We start from the raw sequence: 20760 nt of genomic DNA on the forward strand, positions 1-20760 counted from the left end.
AGTACACCGTTTAGACTTATCCCGGGCGGCAAGCGGGCCGCCGGCAAACCAACCAGTCGAAGGTCCCGTGTGAAATTGAGTCTGTCCAGCCGGATGCGCCGCGGCGCCACACGCCGCCGAGCCGCGCCCGCAGCGGCGTTCTCCGTTGCGCTGGCCGTGGTCGCCGCGGGCATCCTGCTCCACCCGGGAACCGACACCGCCGACGTGGACCTGAACGACGGCGGGGTGTGGGTCACCAACAAGGCCCAGGGCCTGGTCGGCCACCTCAACTACCAGTCCCAGCTGCTCGACGGCGGATTCCAGCCCGCCAGCGCTGGTTTCGATGTACAGCAGGACGCAGCCACCGTGCTCCTGCAAAACCTGGACCAGAACGCGGTGAGCCGGGTCAGCGTCGCCGATATGGTCCACGGCGCGGAAAACCAGCTGCCGGGGTCGGCCCGGTTGTCGCTCGGCACGGCCGTGGCTGCCGTCAGCGATCCGGCCGCGGGGCAGGTCTGGGCGGTCGACGCGGCTTCCCTCGATTCGTTCTCCCCGGAGGGTGCCCAGCCGCTGGCCGAGGACCAGCCGGGTGCGGTCGCCGTCGTCAGCGATGAAGATACGGTCTATGTGGCGACGCCCGGCACCGGCATGCTCACCGGGTACCGCGCGGACGGCGGCGCCTTCGAGGAGGTCTCGGCGCAGGAGCTGCCGGGCATGGAAGGTGCCGCGGAACTGCAGCTGGCCACGGTCGGCGACGAGCCCGTGGTCCTGGTCCCGGACACCGGCACCGTCTACTTGCCCGGCGGGAAGGCCGTCGAGCTGGACGGCGGCGGCGACGCGAAGCTGCAGCAGCCCGGGGACGCGGGGGACCGGGTCGGCATCGCCACCCCGGCGGGCCTCCTCAGCCAGCCCCTGGAGGGCGGCGAGGCGCAACTAACCCGGGTCCCGAATCCGGCCCCGCCCATCGCGCCGGTGCAGGTGGACGGCTGCCTCCACGCCGCCTGGCCCGGCAACGGAACGTACCTGCGCGACTGCGCTGACGATGCCTTCGACCTGTCGCTGCCCATTCCGTCGCTCGGCGCGGATTCCGAACTGGTGTTCCGGACTAACCGGGACGTCGTTGTGCTCAACGACATCAACGCGGGCAACGTCTGGCTGGTCAACAAGAACCTGCAGCTGGTCAACAACTGGGCGGACCTGATCCCGCCGAAGGGCGAGGACGAGAACGACACGACCGAGTCGGCGGACATCACCGCGGCGACCCGGCTGCCGGAGCGCCTTGAAGAAAACCAGCGGCCCACCGCCACGGATGACGAGTTCGGCGTGCGGGCCGGCCGGACCACCGTGCTGCCGGTGCTGTTCAATGACTCGGACCCGGACGGGGACCTGCTGACGGTGAAAGTCACCGGCGACCAGCCCGCCACGGGAACCGTCCAGCGGATCTACGAGAACACCGGGCTCCAGGCCGTGGTGCCGGCATCCGCCGCCGGCAGCTCGACGTTCAGCTACGAGGTCGATGACGGACGCGGCGGCACGGACTCCGCGCGGGTCCGGCTGCGGGTAGTGCCCCCGGGGTCCAACCAGGCGCCGGAGCAGAAGCGCGAGACCATCCTGGCCGTCGAGTCGGGGCGGAGCCTCAGCCAGAACGTCCTGACGGACTGGCTGGACCCGGACGGCGATGACCTGCTGTTGGTCGGCGCGGTCGCGGAGGACCCTGGGGACATCGTGCGGACCCGCGCGGACGGGCTGCTCACCTACCAGGACGTGGGGGTGTCCGACGGCGAGAAGAAGGTCACCATCACGGTGTCCGACGGCCGGACCACCGCCACCGGGGAGGTAACCGTGCAGGTCAAGCCGCGCGGCGAGCTGCCGCCGATCACCAACCCGGACCACATCCGCGTGGCCGCCGGCGAGGACGCGGCCATCTTCCCGCTGCGCAACGATGTGGATCCTACCGGCGGTTCGCTGCGGCTGGCGAACGTGGGCGAGGTGCCCAACGCCGAGGTCCAGGGGAATTACGACGCCGGCACCGTCACCTTCAGTTCCGGGACTCCCGGCACGTACTACCTGGAGTACCTGGCGACGACCGGGCCCACCAGCGCTCCCGGGCTGATCCGCGTGGACGTAGTCGGGGCGGACCAGGACGCCGGCCTGCCCACGGCGGTGCGGGACACGGTGCTGCTGCCGGCCCGCGGCGAGGCGCTCGTGGATGTGCTGGCCAACGACTCGGATCCGGCCGGGGGAGTGCTGGTAGTGCAGTCGGTCTCCGCTCCGCGCGACGCGGCCGTGAAGGTCGCGGTGCTGAACCACTCGATCCTCCGGGTCGAGGACGCCCGCGGACTGAACGCGCCGCTGACCATTACCTACACCGTCTCCAACGGCTCCGGCAGCGCGACGGGCGAGGTGGGGATCTATCCTGTACCGGCGCCCGAGAAGCTGCTCCCGCCGCGGGCCAATGACGACGAGGCGGTGGTCCGCGCCGGCGACGTGGTCACGATTCCGGTCCTGGACAACGATGAGCATCCCAACGGCGCGGCGCTTACCTTGGACGCGGAGCTCGCCGAAAGCCCTGATCCTGCCGACGGCGCGGTGGCCATCTCCGGTAACCAGCTGCGTTTCAAGGCCGGCCCGGACGCCACTGCGGGCAAGACGGTGGCCCTGGTCTACCGGATCAGCGGCCCGGACGGGCAGACGGCCAGCGCCCAGGTTCGGATCCGCGTCAACCCCCTGGACAGCGGCAACTCGGCTCCCGTTCCGGAGGACCTCACGGCACGGGTGCTGGCGGGCAAGACCGTCCGCATCCCGGTCCCGCTCGAGGGCATCGATCCGGACGGCGATTCCGTGGGCCTGGCCGGCCTGGACCGCGCGCCCTCCCTCGGCACTGCGGTGATCAAGGCTGACGCCATCGAATACAGCGCCGGCGCCGCCTCGTCCGGCACCGACACCATTACCTACGTGGTCCAGGACCGGCTCGGCGCCCGCGCCACCGCTACGGTGTCGATCGGCATCGCGCCGACGTCCGACGCCAACCAGCCGCCCTATGCCGTCGACGACGAGGCCGCCGTCCGCCCGGGCCGAAGCCTTTCGATCGACGTGCTGAAGAACGACTCGGACCCGGACGGGGACCGGCTTGCCTTCGCGGAGGGCGGCCTCACCACCGAGGCCGAACTGGATCTCGGCATCCGCGAGGGACGCCTCAGGATCCAGGCTCCGGAAACGGAAGGCACCGCCGTCGTCCGCTACACCATCACGGACGGCCGCGGCGGCAGCGCGACCGGCACGGTGACGGTCACCGTGGACGCCGACGCGCCGCTGCTGCCGCCGGTGGCGCGGGACGACCGGGTCGCGGTGGCCGAGACCACCGGCCGCGACGAGGTCAGCGTGCCGATCCTGAACAACGACGAGGATCCGGACGGCGACCTGGCCGCGCTGGCCATCAGCGTCGACGACCCGGCGGGCGGGGCAAGGGTGGCCGACGACCGGACGCTGGCCGTCCCGGTGCGCGCGGATACGCAGATCATTCCCTACACGCTCGAGGACATGGACGGGCTCTCGTCCACCGCCTTCGTGGTGGTGCCCGGCAACGGGGACCAGCGGCCGGCGCTGTCGAACCAGACGCCGCTCGAGGTCCGCTCCGGCGAGCCACTGGCGCTGGACCTGCGCGAGCTCGTCACGGTGCGCGACGGCAAGACGCCGCGGCTGACCCAGGACAACAAGGTCGCGGCCGTGGCCGGCACGGCACGGATCACCGGCGCCGACGGCGTCACCTTCACCTCCAACGACGGCTATGCGGGCCCTGCCTCGGTGTCCTTCGAGGTGACCGACGGAACCGGCCCGGACGACCCGGACGGGCTCAAGGCCGTGCTGACCGTGCCCGTCACCGTTCTGCCCGGCCCCGAGCAGAACTCCCCGCCGGTCCTGAGCGCCAACTCGCTGCAGGTGGCGCAGGGCGGCGAGCCCGTCACCCTCGACCTCGCCGGGGCCGCCAGCGATCCGGACCCGAAGGACACGCTGGAGTTCGGCCTCGACGGCGGCGTGGACGGGGTGGACGTCTCCCTGGACGGCAGCGTGCTGACCGCCCGCGCCGACGACAGCACCGCGAAGGGCACCGAGGGGACCGTTACCGTCAGCGTGTCCGACGGCAACCATGACCCGGTCTCCGCCGCGGTGACCATCAGCGTGGTCGCGACGGACCGGCAGCCGGCCGTCGCCGTGGACGATGCCGTGCCGAACGCGCATCAGGGCGAGACCGTGACGGTGCCGGTGCTCGACAACGACTCCAACCCTTTCCCGGAGACGCCGCTGAAGATCCTCAGCGCCCGTCCGTTGGAGCGCGGGCAGGGCACCGCGGCGGTCAGCGGCGAGTCGCTGGAGATCACGCCGGCCAAGGACTTCGTCGGCACGATGCTGGTCCTGTACCGGATCCAGGACGCCACCGGGGACCCGGACCGCGAGGCCGAGGGACAGGTCACGCTGACCGTGAAGGGCAAGCCGGATGCGCCGACTACGCCCCGCATGGTCAGCGAGGGCAACCGCACGGCGGTCCTGACCTGGGATGTCCCGGCGGACAACGGCGAACCGGTCACTTCCTACACCGTCAGCGGCGGCGGCTTCAGCCAGGAATGCGCCGCCAACACGTGCACGCTGGATAACCTGACGAACAACCAGGAGTACAACTTCACCGTCACCGCGACCAACGCCGTTGGCACCTCGGAGCCGTCGCCGGCCTCGGGCACCGTCCGTCCGGATGTCAAGCCCGAGGCCCCCGCCGCGCCGCAGCTGGAGTTCGGCGACGGCTCGCTGACGGTGACCTGGCAGACGCCCGCCTCGGAGGGGTCCCCGGTGGAGTCCTTCAATCTGGAGATCTCCCCGGCGCCGCCGGCCGGAGAGCTGCAGAAGTCCAAGGTCACCGGGAACTCGCTGGTCTGGAACGGCCTGGACAACGGCACCGCCTACAAGGTCCGGGTCCAGGCCAACAACCGTGCGACGACGCCGTCGGACTTCAGCGGCTACTCGGCGCCCGAGATCCCGGCCGGGCCGCCCGGCGCCCCGTCCACACCGACGGCGACCCGGACCACCAGCCAGGTCAACGAGGGCTCCATCGATGTTGCCTGGTCCGTCCCGGCCAACACGAACGGCGCCGCGGTGGAGTCCTACGACCTGCGGATTTTCGAGAACGGCGCCCTGGCGGGTACCCGCAATGGACTGTCGGCGGGCACCACCGGGATTTCGCTCACCGGGCTGAAGACCTCCAGCAGCTACACGTTCGACGTCCTGGCCCGGAACAAGGCCGGTGCCGGCGAGCTCAGCGGCCGCTCCGCCGCCGTCGTACCGTATGGCGTCCCGCACCAGGTGGCGTCCGTCCGCGCGGCGGCCACCGGAACCAATGAGCAGGTCCGCCTCGACTTCAGCCCGCCCAACAACAACGGCAGCGCCATCTCCGGCTACGAGTATTCGTTCGACGGCGGGGGCTGGCTGCCGCTGTCCGGTCCGGGTGCGACGGCGGCCTCGCCGACCAATGGGCAGAACCACACGTGGCGGGTCCGGGCGCTGAATGCGGGCGGACCGGGCGCGGCCAGCGCCGCGTCCAATGCCACCAGCGCCTACGGGCCGATCACGGATGCGTCCAACATCGGCGCCTCGGTCAACGGGCCGAAGGTGACCTTTACCTGGAACACCAACTGGCAGCAGTACGGCAACGGCCGCGAGGTCACGGGATCCTCGGTCACGGTGAACGGCCAGGCCGTCAACGCGGGCAGCGGAAGCTGGACCAGCGGCGAGGAGCCGGGGAAGACCCACACGATCGTGGTGACGGTCACGCGGGCGGACGGCAGCAAGAGCTTCAGCCGCTCGCAGTCGACCTCCCCGGCGGCCGTGACCGGCCTCTACCGGGGCGAGGAGGTGATCGTCCGCGGCGAGAGGAACTGGTACCGGGTGAAGGTCGGCTACCGGAACTTCCCGCTCGGCTCCGTGACCATGACCTGCCGCGGCACGGATGAGAACCTGGATCCGAACAACGGGCGCACCACGCTGCGGATCACCAGCTATAGCGGCATCACCGGCGAAACCAACTGCATCTCCAACATGTCGCCGCCCTACACGGACGACCTGCTCGTCACGATCGAGGGCTACGGCACCTTCCACATGCACGGGTGGAGCGGGTGAGCGCCTTTGCAGGACCGGCGCGATGGGGAGATCTCCCCTTCGCGCCGGTCGGCGGGAGTCCGTAGAATGATCCCCGGCGGCCGCCGCCCCGACGACTTAATCGTTTGCGCGCCGCCTCACGCAGCACGCGGCCACCGGCGCGACCAAGCATCAGTTCCGAAGCCAACATCAGCCAGAAAGAGACAGCTACCACGATGACGATGACTGCAGAGCAAGCCGAATGGTTCGCCGGGACCTTTGAGAAACTCGTCGGCAACGTGGGCCAGGCGGTGCTCGGCAAGTCGCACGTGGTCAAGCTGATCCTGACTTCCATGCTGGCCGAAGGGCACGTCCTGCTCGAGGACGCCCCGGGCACCGGCAAGACCATGCTGGCCCGCTCGCTGGCAGCCACCGTGCAGGGCACCAACTCACGCATCCAGTTCACTCCGGACCTGCTGCCCTCGGACGTCACGGGCATCACGATCTACGACCAGAAGACGCAGAACTTCGAGTTCCACAAGGGCCCGATCTTCGCCAACGTCGTGCTGGCGGACGAGATCAACCGAGCGTCGCCGAAGACCCAGTCCGCCCTGCTGGAGGTCATGGAGGAATCCCGCGTGACGGTGGACGGCGTGACCTACCAGGCCGGCCGGCCGTTCATGGTGATCGCCACCCAGAACCCGATCGAGCAGGCCGGCACCTACCGGCTGCCGGAGGCGCAGCTGGACCGCTTCCTGGTCAAGACGTCCATCGGCTACCCGGACCTGGCCTCCACTGTGGAACTGCTCGGCGGTGCCACCACGCGTGACCGTTCGGCCGCGCTGTCGCCGATCATCACCACCCAGGCCGTCACGGACATGGCCGATCTGGCCGCGAGCAACCACGTAGACACGGCGGTGCTGGAGTACGTCTCGCACCTGTGCGAGGCCACGCGCTCCGTGGACGAGACCCGCCTGGGCGTCAGCGTCCGCGGCGCCCTGGCCATGGTCCGCGCGGCGAAGGTGTGGGCTGCCTCGGAGGGGCGGAATTACGTGCTGCCGGACGACATCAAGGAGCTGGCGCCCGTGGTCTGGACGCACCGGCTGGTCATGGACCCCGAGGCCGAGTTCGCGGGGGCGACGCCCGAAGCCGTGATCAGCCGCGTGCTGGCGGACGTCGCCGCGCCGCAGCAGCGCGCCGCGGCCGTTTAGTCCCGGCAGCAGAGGCGAGCATGTCGAGAACCAAAACCGTCCGGGGCCGGCTGGCGGCGGCGCAAGGCACGCTGACGCGCGTCGCCCACAAGGCTCTCCCTCGTGCCTTCCCGCCGGCGAGCAGCCGGCTGCATCCGCGGTCCCTCCTGGCGGAGGCCGCCGGGCTGGGCCGCGAGTACGTGGCGCCCTGGTGGAAGAAAGCGGGAGCGCTGCTGGAGCGCTACGTACGGCCCGTCCTCGCCGTCGTTTCGCCGCTGGGCTGGATGGTGCTGGGCACGTGCGTGCTGTTGTTCGGCCTGGGCGCCGCCTTCGGATGGGCGGAAGCCCGGACCGCGGGGTTCATGGCCGCCCTGCTGCTGCTGATCGCGGTCGGTTTCGTGCTCGGCCGGTCCTCCTACGGAGTTGAACTGGACCTCGCCCGCACGCGAGTCGCCGTGGGGGACCACGCCGTCGGAAGTATCGCCGTCACCAACATCGCCGCCAAGCCCCTGCTGCCCGCCGCGATGGAGCTTCCGGTGGGCGCAGGCACGGCAGTGTTCCAGCTGCCGCGCATGCAGCCGGGCCAGGTCCACGAGGACCTGTTCACAATCCCCACCCAACGCCGCGCGGTGATCGTGGTGGGGCCCGTGCGTTCGGTCCGTGCCGACCCCCTGGGCCTGCTGCGCCGGCAGATGATGTGGACCGAACCGACGGACCTCTACGTCCACCCGAGGACCACCGCGCTGGTGGGCACCGCCTCCGGTTTCATCCGTGACCTGGAAGGCCTGCCCACCAAGGACCTCTCCAGCGCCGATGTGTCCTTCCACGCACTCCGCGACTACGTGCCCGGCGATGACCGGCGGCACATCCATTGGAAGACCACGGCCAGGACCGGCCAGCTCATGGTCCGCCAGTTCGAGGAAACCCGCCGCGCCCACCTAGCCATCGCCGTTTCCACGAATACCGAGGAATACGCCTCCGAAGCCGAATTCGAGTTGGCCGTGTCCGCCGGTGCTTCCATCGGCCTCCAGGCCATCCGCGAGCAGCGGAACCTGAGCGTGATGACCCAGCAGGGGCCGCTGCGCAGCGAAACCGGCCGGAACCTGCTGGACGAAATGACGCGGATCGAAGGCCGGCCGCAGCGGGCGACCGCCGTGGAGCTGGCGCGGTCGACGGCCGACGCAGTACCCAACGCCTCCGTTTTCTTCCTGGTCACCGGGGCACACACCACGCCGACCCAGTTGCGCCGCGCGGCGTCCACCATCCCGCCCGGCATCCGCGCCTTCGCGATCCGCTGTTCCTTCGGCACCGAGGCCTCGCGCGCCACGATCGGCGACCTGACCGTGCTGTCGCTCGGCAACCTGGAAGACCTTGGCATTGTTTTGAGGAAGGCTGCCGCATGAGCACCACCGACAGCCCGGACAGCCCGGACAGCGAACCTACCCGCGCGCGGCGCCGCGCCGAGGGCCAGCGCAAGGCCCGGAAGCGGGAAGTGGACCGGCCCGCCACGCAACCCGGACCGGCCTCGGGCGGGTCAGCACGAACGCTCGGGTGGGCCGCATTGGCCGCCGCCCCGCGGCTCGCGATCCCGCGCTCCTGGCGCAGCATCGGCATCGACGCTGCGGTCCTTACCCTGCTGCTGACCCTCGGCGTCCTCGGTTTCCACAACGTCTTCGGCGGGGATCCCCGCTACCTGGTCGCCGGCATCGGCGGAGTCCTGCTAGGCCTCGCGCTGGCGTTGGGCTGCGCCTGGTACCGGTTGGGTCTGCTGGCGACGGCGACGGCGGGCCTGGTCGCTTACCTCGTCCTGGGCAGTACATTCGCCGCCCCGGCCGAGGCGATCGCCGGGTTCCTTCCGTCGCTCGAGTCGCTGCGCACGGTGCTGACCGGCTTCATCTTCGCCTGGAAGGACATCCTGACGGTGGCCGCGCCCGTCGGCGTCGGCGGCGGGATGCTCGTGGTTCCCTTCCTCGGTTCGCTGGCCGCGGCGCTGCTGGCGGGGACGCTCGCCTGGCGGACCAGGGGCCTCTACTGGGCGGCGCTGCCGGTGACCGCCCTGTTCATCCTGGGCATCGCGTTCGGCACCAACGCCCCGACGCTGCCGCTCCTGCGCGGCGTGCTGCTGGTGGCGGCGGCTGTCGCCTGGCTGGCGTGGCGGCACCACGCTGCCCGCACCGGCGGCCTGGCCGGGGGAGCGGGGCTCAATCCGGCCGAGCCGGCCGCCCGCCGCGCCTCCACCATGCGCCGCGCCGGCTTGGCAGCCGGCGTGCTGGCCGTTGCGACGGCGGCGACCGCCCTCGCGTCTCCGGCACTCACCGCGGGCGAGGACCGCAAGGTGCTGCGCGACGTCGTCGTTCCCCCGGTTGACCTGTACGACTACCCGTCGCCGCTGATGAACTTCCGCCAGTACGTGAAGGACAAGTCGGAGGACACCCTCTTCACCGTGCGCGGACTGCCGGCGGGAGAACGGGTGCGGCTGGCCGCGCTGGATACCTACGACGGCGTGGTCTACAACGTGAATCCCGAAAGCGGCGGAAACTACACTCCGGTGGGGGACGCGAGCTCGCTGGGCACGCTCGCCGGTGACCGGGAGTCGGCCGAGCTGGACTTCAGCGTCGGCGACTACACCGGCGTGTGGCTGCCGGCCGGCGGCCAGCTCAACGGGGTGGCGATGGATGGGCCGCGCGCCAAGGAACTCGGCGGGTCGCTCTACTACAACGAGGACTCGGAGACCGCTCTCGCCACGTCCTACATCCGCCCTGAGGACACATACTCGGTCAACGTGACCTTCCCGGAGAAGCCGGAAGACGGCCGGCTGGCCCAGGACGGCTTCGCACGGCTGTCCCTGCCCGAGCCGGACCAGGTCCCGCCCGTCATCGCGACCAAGGCGAACGAGCTGGTCGGCGATGCCACCGAACCCATCGAACAGGCCCGGCAGCTGGAACGGGCGCTGCACGAGAACGGCTTCTTCTCGAACGGCAAGGAGGACGAGGCCCGCAGCCTCTCCGGCCATGGCGCCGGCCGCATCACCGCCCTGCTGGACGCCGAACAGATGATCGGCGACGACGAGCAGTACGCCGTCGCGATGGCGCTGATGGCCCGGCAGCTGGGCATGCCCGCCCGGGTGGTCATGGGCTTCTACCCGGACCCGGCGAAGGAACGCACCGCCGCCGACCCGGTGGAGATCAAGGGCAAGGACGTCCACGCCTGGGTGGAAGTGGCGTTCGAAAATGCCGGCTGGGTGGCCTTCGACCCGACGCCGGACAAAGACAACGAACCGACGCCCCCGCAGCAGCAGCCGAAGTCCACGCCCAAGCCGCAGGTGCTGCAGCCGCCGCCCCCGCCGCAGGAGCCGGCCGAGCTTCCGCCGGATTCGGCCCCGGAACCGCAGGACGCGGAGCAGAACGACAAAGGCTTCTGGGAGCAGTGGGGCTGGCTGTTCACCGTCGTCGGCGTGGCACTGATTCCGGTTGTCATCCTGATGATTCCGCTACTGCTGATTGCCTGGCTCAAACTGCGCCGGCGCAAGCGGCGCGCGTCGGAAGGCCTGCCCAGCACACGCGTCAGCGGCGGCTGGAGCGAGGTCGTCTCCCTGGCTATGGACATGGGTGCCGCGGCCACTCCGCGTGCCACCCGCCGGGAACACGCCGCCGAGCTGGCCGAGGCCTTTCCATCCGCCTCCGGCACCACCACGCTGCTGGCGCGGCGGGCCGACGCCGCGGTCTTCGGCCACGGCGAACCCACGGAAGTCCAGGTCCGGCAGTACTGGGAGACCGTGGACAAGTCGCTGGAGGAGATGTCGGCCGGCGCAGGCTTCTGGAAGCGGCAGCGGGCCAGGTACTCGCTGCGGTCCCTGCTGGCCGATGTGCGGTCCCGCATGGCAAAACGGCGCGCCGCAGCACCCGGTATGTTGCGCGCGGGCGGCGGGGAACCGCCCCGTACAGTAGAGTCACCGGGCAGGCAACAAGACGAGGGAGTGGACGGTACGTGGCGGCAAGACTGAACCTCGTCAGCGCGTCGGCGGGCAAGCGACTCGGCGCATGGCTGGTCGACAGGATTCCTCCGGCCATCGTGGCGGGCATCGCCTACGGCATTAGCCTCCCGTCGGTGGTCTCGGCGGCCTCGACCGGCAGCGAAACCGCGACGGCGGCCGCGCTGGGCGGCTTCTTCCTCGCCGCAGGCATTGCCTCCGTGCTGATCCTTGCCTACACCATCTGGAAATGGCTGTGGGAAGCCCGCTCGGGCAAGACCCCGGGCAATGTCCTGCTCGGTCTGCGCACCGCCAGCGAGGACGGCGAGGCCCCGGGCCCGGCCGCGATCTTCATCCGCGGGCTCATCCTTGCGGTCAGCAACACCGTGCCGGTAGTCGGCCCGATCGTCGTAGTCATCTCCAACCTCTGGGACCCCAACCACAAGCGCCAGGGCTGGCATGACAAGGTGGCCAAGACCCTGGTGCTGGACGTCAACGCCGGCCGGGATCCGCTGACCACCGGCGGGCTCTACGGCGCCGTCCCCACCGGCCAGCCCGTCGCCCCCACCGGCCAGCCGGTCGCCCCCGTTGCCGAACCGGTTTTCGCCGGCCAGCAATGGCCCGCCTTCGACGCCAACGCGGCCGAGGCCGGCTCCTCCGGCATTATTTCGGGCATCCCCGGTTTCAGCGCGCCTGCGGCACCGGCCCCGCGCGCGGCGTCCGGACAAAGCACGACGGCGGGCGGCACCTCGGTGGCATCCGCACCGCAGGAGGCACCGGCGTCGTACGTTTCCCGCCCCGCGGGACCCGACGCGCAGGCGGAGGACGAGCTGGCCTTCACCCGGCTTCGCACCGATCCTGCCACGGCAGCGCCCGCCCAGGCGGACCGCGCCCAGGCGCCGCAGCCGCGGAGACTAGCCATCCGCTTCGATGACGGACGCGAAGTCCCGGTCGACGGCACCGTGCTGATCGGCCGGAACCCCGCCGCTGCCGAGGGCGAGGACGTCGAGCACCTGATCGATTTCGCCGACATGGGACGTTCCGTCTCCAAGACGCACCTGCAGCTCCGCGTGGACGGCGGAACCGTGTGGGTCGCGGACCGCAACTCGACCAACGGCACGGCGGTCACGGGCGCGGACGGCTTCCGCAACCAGCTCACCCCGGGCAGCCCCGTCGCCGCCCGGATCGGGGACACGGTGCACTTCGGGGACCGCAGCTTCACCATTGGGCAGGCATGACCGGGGACCAGGAGCGGCAGGGCGACCAGGATCTCCGCCTCGACTCCATGCAGCTGACCATCGGAGCCGGCACCGACCGCGGGCTGCGCCGGGAACTGAACGAGGACTCCTTCGTCGCGGCGACCCCGCTGTTCGCGGTGGCGGACGGGATGGGCGGCCACGAGGCTGGCGAGGTTGCGAGCCGCATCTGCGTCGAGACGCTGGCCGAGTATGCCCGCGAACGTCCGCTGGGCGCGGCGCAGATGCAGCAGCTGCTGGCGGACGCCGACCGCCGGATCCGCATCGCCGCGGCCTCCCGCGCCGGCACCACGGTCACCGGGGCAGCGCTCGTCGAGGAACGCGGAGTCGCCTACTGGCTGGTGTTCAACGTCGGCGACTCCCGGACCTACCGGCTCAGCCAGGGAAAGCTCGAACAGATCAGCATCGACCACTCCGAGGTCCAGGAGCTGCTGGAGTCCGGCCGGATCACGGCGCAGGAGGCGCTGGTGCATCCCCGCCGCCACGTGGTGACGCGGGCGCTGGGCACCGGGGACGACGCCGAACCGGACTTCTGGATGCTGCCCGTGGAATCGGGGGACCGGCTGCTGATCTGCTCCGACGGCCTCACCTCCGAGGTCAGCGACGCGCACATCTACGCCATCCTGAATTCGAACGAGCGCCCCCAGGACGCGGTGCAGGGCCTGATCCAGGCGGCGCTGCGCTCGGGCGGCCGGGACAACATCACCGTGCTGGTGGTCGACGCCGCCCTGGCCTGCCAGGCCGAGCAGGAAGCCACGGCCCCGCGGCACGAGCCCGAAGAAACGAATACGCTGCCCCGGCCCGCCGCCGGCCAACCCGGCGCAGCTCCGACCGAGGGGGAACCCTAATGCCAGCGATTTCCTACCGCCCCGGCCCGTGGCTGGGGCTGGTCCGCGGTGGCACGATCGTGCTGCTGGACGGCGGGACAAGGGAAGACGTCGCGCATGATCTCTGGGCAGTCCTCGCAGGCCGCCCGACGCTGCAGTCCGTGCTCGGCGCCGTCGTCAGCGGCTACGGGACGGACCTCGCGGCCCTGCCCGAGTTCGCCATCATCTCCTTCGACGGCAAGATGCACACCATCCTGCGCGGCGACGTCGTGGTCAACACCGACGGCAGCGAAGGAGCCGCCGAACTCTCCGGCCAGGGCGTGACCACCTGGACCGAGCGACTGCTGCCCGAACAGGAGGCCTTCGACGTCGTGATCAACGCCGGCAAGGACGGCGCCTGCCGCTGGCTGCCCCTGGCCGAAGGCGTGGTCCAGCTCGGCGGCATCAGGGTGGGGAACGACGACGGCGGAACCGCCTCGAGCGGTACGTCGAAGGAGGATGCGGCGGACCTCGTGCGCGCAGCCCGCGCGGAAGCCGCGGCAGCGCAAGAGCCAACCGCGGCCTCGCAGCCGCAACCACACGTGCAGGACAAGGCCCCGGCCAGGCCCGCGAACCCCGCGGCGTCGCAGCCGCAGCCACACGTGCAGGACCAGGCCCCGGCCGGGCCCGCGAACCCCGCGGCGTCGCAGCCGCAGGACCAGGTCACCGCCGGACGAGTCCTGCCGCCCGCATTCGCGCCCGAGTCCGTCGTCGCGGAATCCTGCGTTGAAGGACCCCGCGTTGAAGAACCCTGTGCCGAAGAGCCGGACGCCCTCGACGCCCCGGCCTCCGACGACACCCTCCTGACGCCCGGCGATGCCGAGGACCTCGATGCCGAGGACCTCGATGCCGAGGACCTCGATGCCGAGGACTCCCGCGCTGCGGAAACCGACGCTGCTCACATTGACGCTGCTCACTCTGACGGGGAGGGCGACATCGAGGAGACCGTCGTCCACGCCAAGGCCCAGCGCGCCAACCTGCCGGCGAACCCGCCTGCCGGCGATGCCGCCTACTCGGCGCCTCCGGCGCAGACCCCGCCACCCGCCGTCGTTACCCGTGCCCCCGCCGGCCCGCCCGTTCAGGCCCTCGCCCCGGCGAAGCAAACGGCGAGCCTGATCGACTCGGTGCCATGGCTGACGCCGTCGGCCTCCGCCCGCGCCCGCGCCGCCGAATCGCAGGCCGCCGAGGCCGCTGGACGGATCCAGCCCAGCCCCGCGCAGCCCACCCCCGCGCAGCCCGCGGTGCCGACCGCCCCCGCGCAGCCGGCCGCTCCTGCTGCATCCAGGCCCCCGCTCGAGGGCGACCATGACGGCCAGACCCTGGTGCGGAGCGACCTGAAGAACCTGCCCGGCGGAAGTGCGGCGCCGGGTACGCCGGCCGAGCCCCCGGCGACGACCGGCCCCATGGTGCTGGCCCGGGTCTGCCCGCAGGGCCATGCCAATCCGCCGACGCGTTCGGCCTGTTCCCGCTGTGCCGCGCCGCTGGCCAGCGACGCGAGCGAGGTGAAGCGCCCCAGCCTCGGCAAGATGCGGCTGTCCTCGGGGGAGGTCATCGAGCTCGACCGGCCGGTGATCGTCGGCCGGCAGCCGGCGGCCTCCCGGGTGCAGGGTAACGTCATGCCCCAGCTGGTGCAGGTCCGCAGCGTCAGCGGCGACATTTCGCGTTCGCACCTTGAGGTACGGCTGGAGGGCTGGCACGTGATCCTGGGCGACCTGAAAGCGACCAACGGCACCATGCTGATCCGTGAGGGGCAGCCCCCGCGCCGGCTGGGCCAGGGCGAGTCCATGATCCTGTTCGACGGCGACATCGCGGACCTGGGCGACGGCGTCTCGCTGCGCTTCGAGGACCTTCTGTGAGCTCGAAGCGTCCGCCCGCGCCGCCGCCCGCCATCGACGGCTACCGCTACGTCAGCCTGCTCGGCTCCGGCGGCTTCTCCGACGTCTACCTCTACCAACAGGACCGGCCGACGCGGAAAGTCGCCGTCAAGGTGCTGGTCGCCGACCTGAAGACGGAGGGCGCACGCCGCCGCTTCGAGTCCGAAGCCAACCTCATGGCGCAGCTGTCCACGCACCCGTTCATCGTCACGATCTACGAGGCGGACATCACCGCGGATGGCCACTCCTACCTGGCGATGGAGTACTGCTCGCGGCCGAGCCTGGACGTCCGGTACCGCCGCGGGCCGCTCGGCGTCGACGAGGTCCTCTCGCTCGGAATCCAGGTCGCCTCCGCTGTCGAGACCGCCCACCGGGCCGGCATCGTGCACCGGGACATCAAGCCTGCCAACATCCTGGTCACCGACTACAACCGGCCGGCGCTGACGGACTTCGGAATCTCCGGCACCACGGACAGCATGGACGACGACGCCGGCATGTCGATTCCGTGGTCCCCGCCGGAGGTATTCCACAGCTCGAACGCGGACGGCATCAAGGTCGACATCTGGGCGCTCGGCGCGACGCTCTACACACTGCTCGCCGGACGGTCTCCCTTCGTGCGGCCGGGCGGGGACAACTCCCAGCGCGAACTGATGAACCGCATCGCCACCGCCCCGTTGCCCTCGCTGCGTCGGGCCGATGTGCCGGAGTCGTTGGAGCAGGCTCTGGCCACCGCGATGGCGAAGTCGCCGGCGTCGCGATTCCGCTCCGCCCATGCCTTCGCGCTGGCACTGCAGCGGATCCAGGCGGAGCACAACCTCTCCGTCACGCCGTTCGAGGTGCTCGAAGAGGCGAACCCCGGCGACGACCTGCCCGCCGACGAGGGCGGAGACGCCACCCGGGTGCGCCAGATCGTGGCGATCGATCCGGACGGCACCACCCGCTCGCCCACGCTGGGTCGGCCGGTCTTTCCCGACAGGAACACCACCCGGACGGTGCCGGCCGCCGGCGCCGGCACCACCGCCGCGCTGCCCGCGGGGGAGACTGCGCTGGGAGCCGACGACGCAACGGTGCTGCGCTCCGGAACCCGCGCTCCGGAGGAGTCTGCGGACCCGCGGACCGGGGACCACGCCGTCGTACGTGGAAAGAAGCGGCCGCTGCTGGTGGCCGGCGCCATAGGCGCGGCCGTGCTGGTGGCCGCCGGCGCGGTTGCCATCCTCAACCTCCCCGCTCCCGAGAAGGAAGCGGCCCCGCCGCCGGTCAGCCAGCCGCCGGCCAACGCCATCGACGGCCTGGCCGGCAACATCGTCCCGCCGGAGGACCTGACCGGCAAGATCGACGGCGCCAAGGCCACCTTCAGCTGGACCAATCCGGACGAACGTGACGGGGACATGTACATCTGGACGCCGGTGACGGCGCTCGGCAAGGGCGAGCCGGAACGCACGCGCGAGGACAAGGTCACGGTGCCGGTCGCGGGGAACGACCGCACATGCATCGAGGTCGTGGTCCTGCGGACCAATGGAAAGTCGTCGGACCCGGTCCGCGGGTGCGCGGATTGACCAGGCAACAATTTTTGCGGCATGCCAGCCGCACCACCGGCTGTCTCAGCGGCCGGAACGATGACACGGAAGGAAGTCACGAAGATGGGGGACACCGCCGGAGCCGAACTCAGCATTGAGTTCTGCGGCGAATGGTTCGAGGCCAAGGATGAGGGGGTCTTCAGCATCGGCCGCGAGGGCGATCTGGAGATCGACGAGAATCCCTACCTGCACCGGAAATTCCTGGAGCTGGCACGGTACGACGGCATCTGGTGGATGACGAACGTCGGAACGATGATCTCGGCGACGATCGCGGACAGCAGCGGGGGGATGCAGGCCTGGCTGGCCCCGGGGGCCCGGATCCCCATGGTCTTCAGCCATACCAACGTGGTGTTCACGGCCGGGCCGACAACCTACGAGCTGTCCGTCCATGTCAAGACGCCGGCATTCCGGCAGCAGGCGCGGGAGCAGGATTCGGTGGGGGACACCACCATCGGCCCCGTGGTCTTCACGGACTCGCAGAAGGCGCTCATTGTGGCGCTGGCCGAGCCGATGCTGCGGCGCGATGGAACCGGGCTAAGCTCCATCCCGTCCTCGACCCAGGCCGCCGCGCGGCTGGGCTGGCCGATGACCAAGTTCAACCGGAAGCTGGACAACGTCTGCGACAAGCTGGACCGGGTCGGCGTCGCCGGCCTGCGCGGGGGCGGCGGCAGGCTGGCGACCAACCGGCGTGCCCGGCTGGTGGAACACGCGGTCTCCTCGCACCTGGTCACCGCGGCGGACCTGCCCCTGCTGGACTCGCAGCGCGACCCGGAGGACTGACGGCTCCGGCACGATTTCCGCCGGGTTCTCGGGGGCAGCGGCGCTGTTAGGGCAAGATAGAACCCGTGAGCAGAGTCGAACCGCAGACGGACGAAATCCCCGCCCAGGGCATCCGGAATGAGTATGAGCAGCTGACCGAGGACGTGCGCCGCTACCGGTACGCGTACTACAACGAGGACTCACCGCTCATCTCGGACGCCGAGTTCGACCAGCTCTACCGTCGGCTCGAGGAAATCGAGGCGCTGCACCCCGAACTGGTGGCCAACGACTCGCCGACCCAGGAAGTCGGCGGCGAGGTGTCCGCGGCGTTCGCCCCCGTGGAGCACCTGCAGCGGATGTACTCGCTGGAGGATGTCTTTTCCCTCGAGGAGCTGCAGGTCTGGATCGGCCGCGCGACGGCGTCCGTGGAGAAGCAGGGCCGCGTCGACGAGCTGACGTGGCTTAGCGAGGTCAAGATCGACGGCCTGGCGGTGAACCTGCTGTACCGGAACGGCGAGCTGGTCCGCGCCGCCACCCGAGGCGACGGCCACACCGGCGAAGACATCACGCACAATGCGCTGACCATCAAGGACATCCCGCGCACGCTGAAGGGCTCGGGCCACCCGGCGGAGGTGGAGATCCGCGGCGAGGTCTTCATCCCCTCGAAGGCGTTCCTCGAACTCAACGAGCAGATGGTGGAGGCCGGCAAAGCGCCGTTCGCGAACCCGCGCAATGCCGCCGCCGGCTCGTTGCGGCAGAAGGATCCCGCCCTGACGGCCCAGCGTCCGCTGAGCATGTTCGTGCACGGCATCGGTGCGCGGGAGGGCCTCGCGGCGTCCAGCCAGTCGGAGACCTACGCGCTGCTGCAGGACTGGGGGCTGCCGACCAGCCCGTACTACAAGGTGCTGGACAGCTACGACGAAGTGCTGAAGTTCATCGAGCACTTCGGCGACCACCGGCACGACCTGCTCCACGAGATCGACGGCATCGTCATCAAGGTGGACGACTTCGCCCTGCAGCGGGCCCTCGGCCACACCTCGCGCGTCCCGCGCTGGGCCGTTGCCTACAAGTACCCGCCGGAGGAGGTCCACACCAAGCTGCTGGATATCCAGGTCAATGTCGGGCGCACCGGTCGGGTGACGCCCTACGGCGTGATGGAGCCGGTCAAGGTGGCGGGCTCCACGGTGGAGATGGCGACCCTGCACAACCAGGACGTCGTGAAGGCCAAGGGCGTGCTGATCGGAGACACCGTCGTGCTCCGCAAGGCCGGCGACGTGATCCCGGAAATCGTCGGTCCCGTGGTGGCCTTGCGCGACGGCTCCGAGCGGGAATTCGTCATGCCGACCGAGTGCCCCTCCTGCGGGACGCCACTGAAGCCGGCGAAGGAGGGCGACGTCGACATCCGCTGCCCGAACGCCAAGTCCTGCCCGTCGCAGCTGCGTGAGCGCGTCTTCCATGTGGCCGGCCGCGGCGCCTTCGACATCGAGGCCCTCGGCTGGGAAGCCGCCATCGCGCTGACCTCGGGACCCGGCCCGGACCCCGCGACGATCGGCGGCCGCCCTGCTCCTGAAGGCCCCGGCGTCCTGACCAACGAGGCGCGCATCTTCGAGCTCGCGGAGGACTACGAAGACCCGGCACTGCGCGACGCGCTGGCCGACGTCAAAGTCTGGCGGGAAAAGCGGTCCAAGGGCGTCGGCACCGGCGAGTGGGAGCTCATCCCGTATTTCTGGACCAAGCCGACCGCGAAGACCCCGTCGAAGCCCTCGGCCACCACGCAGAAGCTGTTCAAGGAAGTCCAGAAGGCACGGAGCCAGCCGCTGTGGCGGGTCCTCGTGGCCCTCTCCATCCGGCACGTCGGCCCCACCGCATCCCGCGCCCTTGCCACAGCCTTCGGTTCCATGGACGCCATCCGGGCGGCCAGCGAAGAGCAGCTCGCGGACGTCGACGGCGTCGGCCCGATCATTGCCGCAGCGCTCACCGAGTGGTTCGCCGTCGACTGGCACCGCGAGATCGTCGACACCTGGGCCAAGCACGGTGTCCGGATGGCCGACGAGGTGGATGAAAGCAAGCCGCGGACGCTGGAGGGCCTGACCGTAGTGGTCACCGGATCGCTGGAGAACTTCAGCCGCGACGAGGCAAAGGAAGCCATCATCACCCGCGGCGGCAAGGCCTCGGGCTCCGTGTCCAAGAAGACTGACTACGTCGTGGCCGGCGAGAGCGCCGGCACCAAGCTGGACAAGGCCGAGCAATTGGGCCTGCGCATCCTGGACGAAGAAGGCTTCGTCCGCCTGCTGGAGACAGGGGAAGCCTGAACGGAGGCCAGTAATGCCCGCAAGTACGACGCCGGAACCGGGCGAGGCGGGGCATGCCGCCTCGCCCGCGGGCTGGCAGCAGTTGTTGTCGGCACTCGCGAGCCACCGCCTGCGCGAGCTATACGCGGCGGTGGTTCTTGGCCAGCAGCCGGAGCTCACACCGAAGGAACGCAGCCGGCTGGTCGGCTCCGGCCTCGTCCGCGAGGAAGACGGACGGCTCGTCGCGAATGAGGACGTCTTCAAAGCCGCGCTGGCCAATGCGCGGCGGCCCCAACCCTCAGGGCCGGAGCGGTTCCTCGTCGACGGCCGGATCGAATCGCTGCCCCGCCGCGCCTCAGACCGGCTGAAGGTCCTGCACTACGTGCGCGACCGGATAATCGGCCCCGGCCAGACGCTGACTGAAAAGGAAGTGAACAGCCGCCTCGCCGACTTCACCGACGACATCCCGATGCTCCGCCGCGCCCTCGTCGATTACCGCTGCCTGGCGCGCGAAGCGGACGGCAGCGCCTACCGCCGCGCCCAGCCGAAGTAAGTACCCGCGGTCTCCGGTGGAGTGTGGGTGCCGGGGGTGTCCGAAAAGTGTAGGTGCCGGCGGCGTGCGTCTGGCGTAGGTGCCGGGGGTGTCCGGCGGGTGTAATCGCCGGCGGTGTTCGGCATGCGTTGGTATCGGCGGTGTTCGGGCGGGGACGGTTCTTCCGCGGAGGACCAGTAGGGGAGCGTCATCCGTCATCCCTTAGTCATCCGTCGTCCCTTCACACATGGCCGGAACCGCCCAACTTCGGAGGCGTGTTGCGGCTCGGCCTGTTGGCGCCTCGCCTTCCGGACGGATCCGCCGGTGCATACTCGGTACCGGC

At 70.5% G+C, this 20760-nt stretch carries 11 protein-coding genes; all 11 read left to right on the forward strand.

The genetic code is table 11. The features are described 5' to 3' along the window. The first annotated feature begins 69 nt into the window (after nt 1-69). The 11 genes from WFH44_RS02710 to WFH44_RS02760 all read left to right on the forward strand — a co-directional run bounded on the left by WFH44_RS02710 (nt 70) and on the right by WFH44_RS02760 (nt 20438). Nucleotides 70-6144, forward strand: a complete 6075-nt coding sequence (locus WFH44_RS02710; RefSeq protein WP_336711535.1) for an Ig-like domain-containing protein — start codon at nt 70-72, stop codon at nt 6142-6144. Between the two features lie 194 nt (nt 6145-6338). Further along, nucleotides 6339-7313 (forward strand): AAA family ATPase, encoded by a 975-nt coding sequence (locus tag WFH44_RS02715; protein WP_336711536.1) that lies wholly within the window; start codon nt 6339-6341, stop codon nt 7311-7313. A gap of 20 nt (nt 7314-7333) precedes the next feature. Next, nucleotides 7334-8695 (forward strand): DUF58 domain-containing protein, encoded by a 1362-nt coding sequence (locus WFH44_RS02720; RefSeq protein WP_336711537.1) that lies wholly within the window; start codon nt 7334-7336, stop codon nt 8693-8695. Continuing rightward, entirely contained in the window at nt 8692-11295 is a 2604-nt protein-coding gene (locus tag WFH44_RS02725; RefSeq protein WP_336711538.1) for a transglutaminase-like domain-containing protein, read from the forward strand. Before WFH44_RS02720 ends, WFH44_RS02725 begins: the two co-directional genes overlap by 4 nt. Continuing rightward, complete coding sequence (locus tag WFH44_RS02730) at nt 11280-12500, forward strand: RDD family protein (RefSeq protein ID WP_336711539.1); 1221 nt, start codon at nt 11280-11282, stop codon at nt 12498-12500. Before WFH44_RS02725 ends, WFH44_RS02730 begins: the two co-directional genes overlap by 16 nt. Further along, nucleotides 12497-13366: a PP2C family protein-serine/threonine phosphatase gene (locus WFH44_RS02735; RefSeq protein WP_336711541.1), complete on the forward strand. Its 870-nt coding sequence runs from the start codon at nt 12497-12499 to the stop codon at nt 13364-13366. The genes WFH44_RS02730 and WFH44_RS02735 overlap by 4 nt, the downstream gene beginning before the upstream one ends. Next, complete coding sequence (locus WFH44_RS02740; protein WP_336711542.1) at nt 13366-15240, forward strand: FHA domain-containing protein; 1875 nt, start codon at nt 13366-13368, stop codon at nt 15238-15240. The genes WFH44_RS02735 and WFH44_RS02740 overlap by 1 nt, the downstream gene beginning before the upstream one ends. After that, complete coding sequence (locus WFH44_RS02745; protein ID WP_336711543.1) at nt 15237-16814, forward strand: serine/threonine-protein kinase; 1578 nt, start codon at nt 15237-15239, stop codon at nt 16812-16814. The genes WFH44_RS02740 and WFH44_RS02745 overlap by 4 nt, the downstream gene beginning before the upstream one ends. A 60-nt stretch (nt 16815-16874) precedes the next feature. Further along, nucleotides 16875-17615 (forward strand): hypothetical protein, encoded by a 741-nt coding sequence (locus WFH44_RS02750; protein ID WP_442892851.1) that lies wholly within the window; start codon nt 16875-16877, stop codon nt 17613-17615. A gap of 65 nt (nt 17616-17680) precedes the next feature. Further along, nucleotides 17681-19906, forward strand: a complete 2226-nt coding sequence (gene ligA / locus WFH44_RS02755) for an NAD-dependent DNA ligase LigA (RefSeq protein ID WP_336711544.1) — start codon at nt 17681-17683, stop codon at nt 19904-19906. 13 nt (nt 19907-19919) lie between these two features. After that, nucleotides 19920-20438 (forward strand): DUF2087 domain-containing protein, encoded by a 519-nt coding sequence (locus WFH44_RS02760; protein ID WP_336711545.1) that lies wholly within the window; start codon nt 19920-19922, stop codon nt 20436-20438. Nucleotides 20439-20760 lie beyond the last annotated feature (322 nt).

The organism is Arthrobacter sp. USHLN218 (assembly GCF_037144715.1).
Taxonomy (GTDB): Bacteria; Actinomycetota; Actinomycetes; order Actinomycetales; family Micrococcaceae; genus Crystallibacter.

Coding starts and splice junctions, on each gene's coding strand:
- WFH44_RS02760 (WP_336711545.1), top strand. CDS start 19,920: ATGCCCGCAAGTACGACGCCGGAACCGGGCGAGGCGGGGCATGCCGCC.
- WFH44_RS02750 (WP_442892851.1), top strand. CDS start 16,875: ATGACACGGAAGGAAGTCACGAAGATGGGGGACACCGCCGGAGCCGAA.
- WFH44_RS02735 (WP_336711541.1), top strand. CDS start 12,497: ATGACCGGGGACCAGGAGCGGCAGGGCGACCAGGATCTCCGCCTCGAC.
- WFH44_RS02715 (WP_336711536.1), top strand. CDS start 6,339: ATGACGATGACTGCAGAGCAAGCCGAATGGTTCGCCGGGACCTTTGAG.
- WFH44_RS02725 (WP_336711538.1), top strand. CDS start 8,692: ATGAGCACCACCGACAGCCCGGACAGCCCGGACAGCGAACCTACCCGC.
- WFH44_RS02720 (WP_336711537.1), top strand. CDS start 7,334: ATGTCGAGAACCAAAACCGTCCGGGGCCGGCTGGCGGCGGCGCAAGGC.
- WFH44_RS02740 (WP_336711542.1), top strand. CDS start 13,366: ATGCCAGCGATTTCCTACCGCCCCGGCCCGTGGCTGGGGCTGGTCCGC.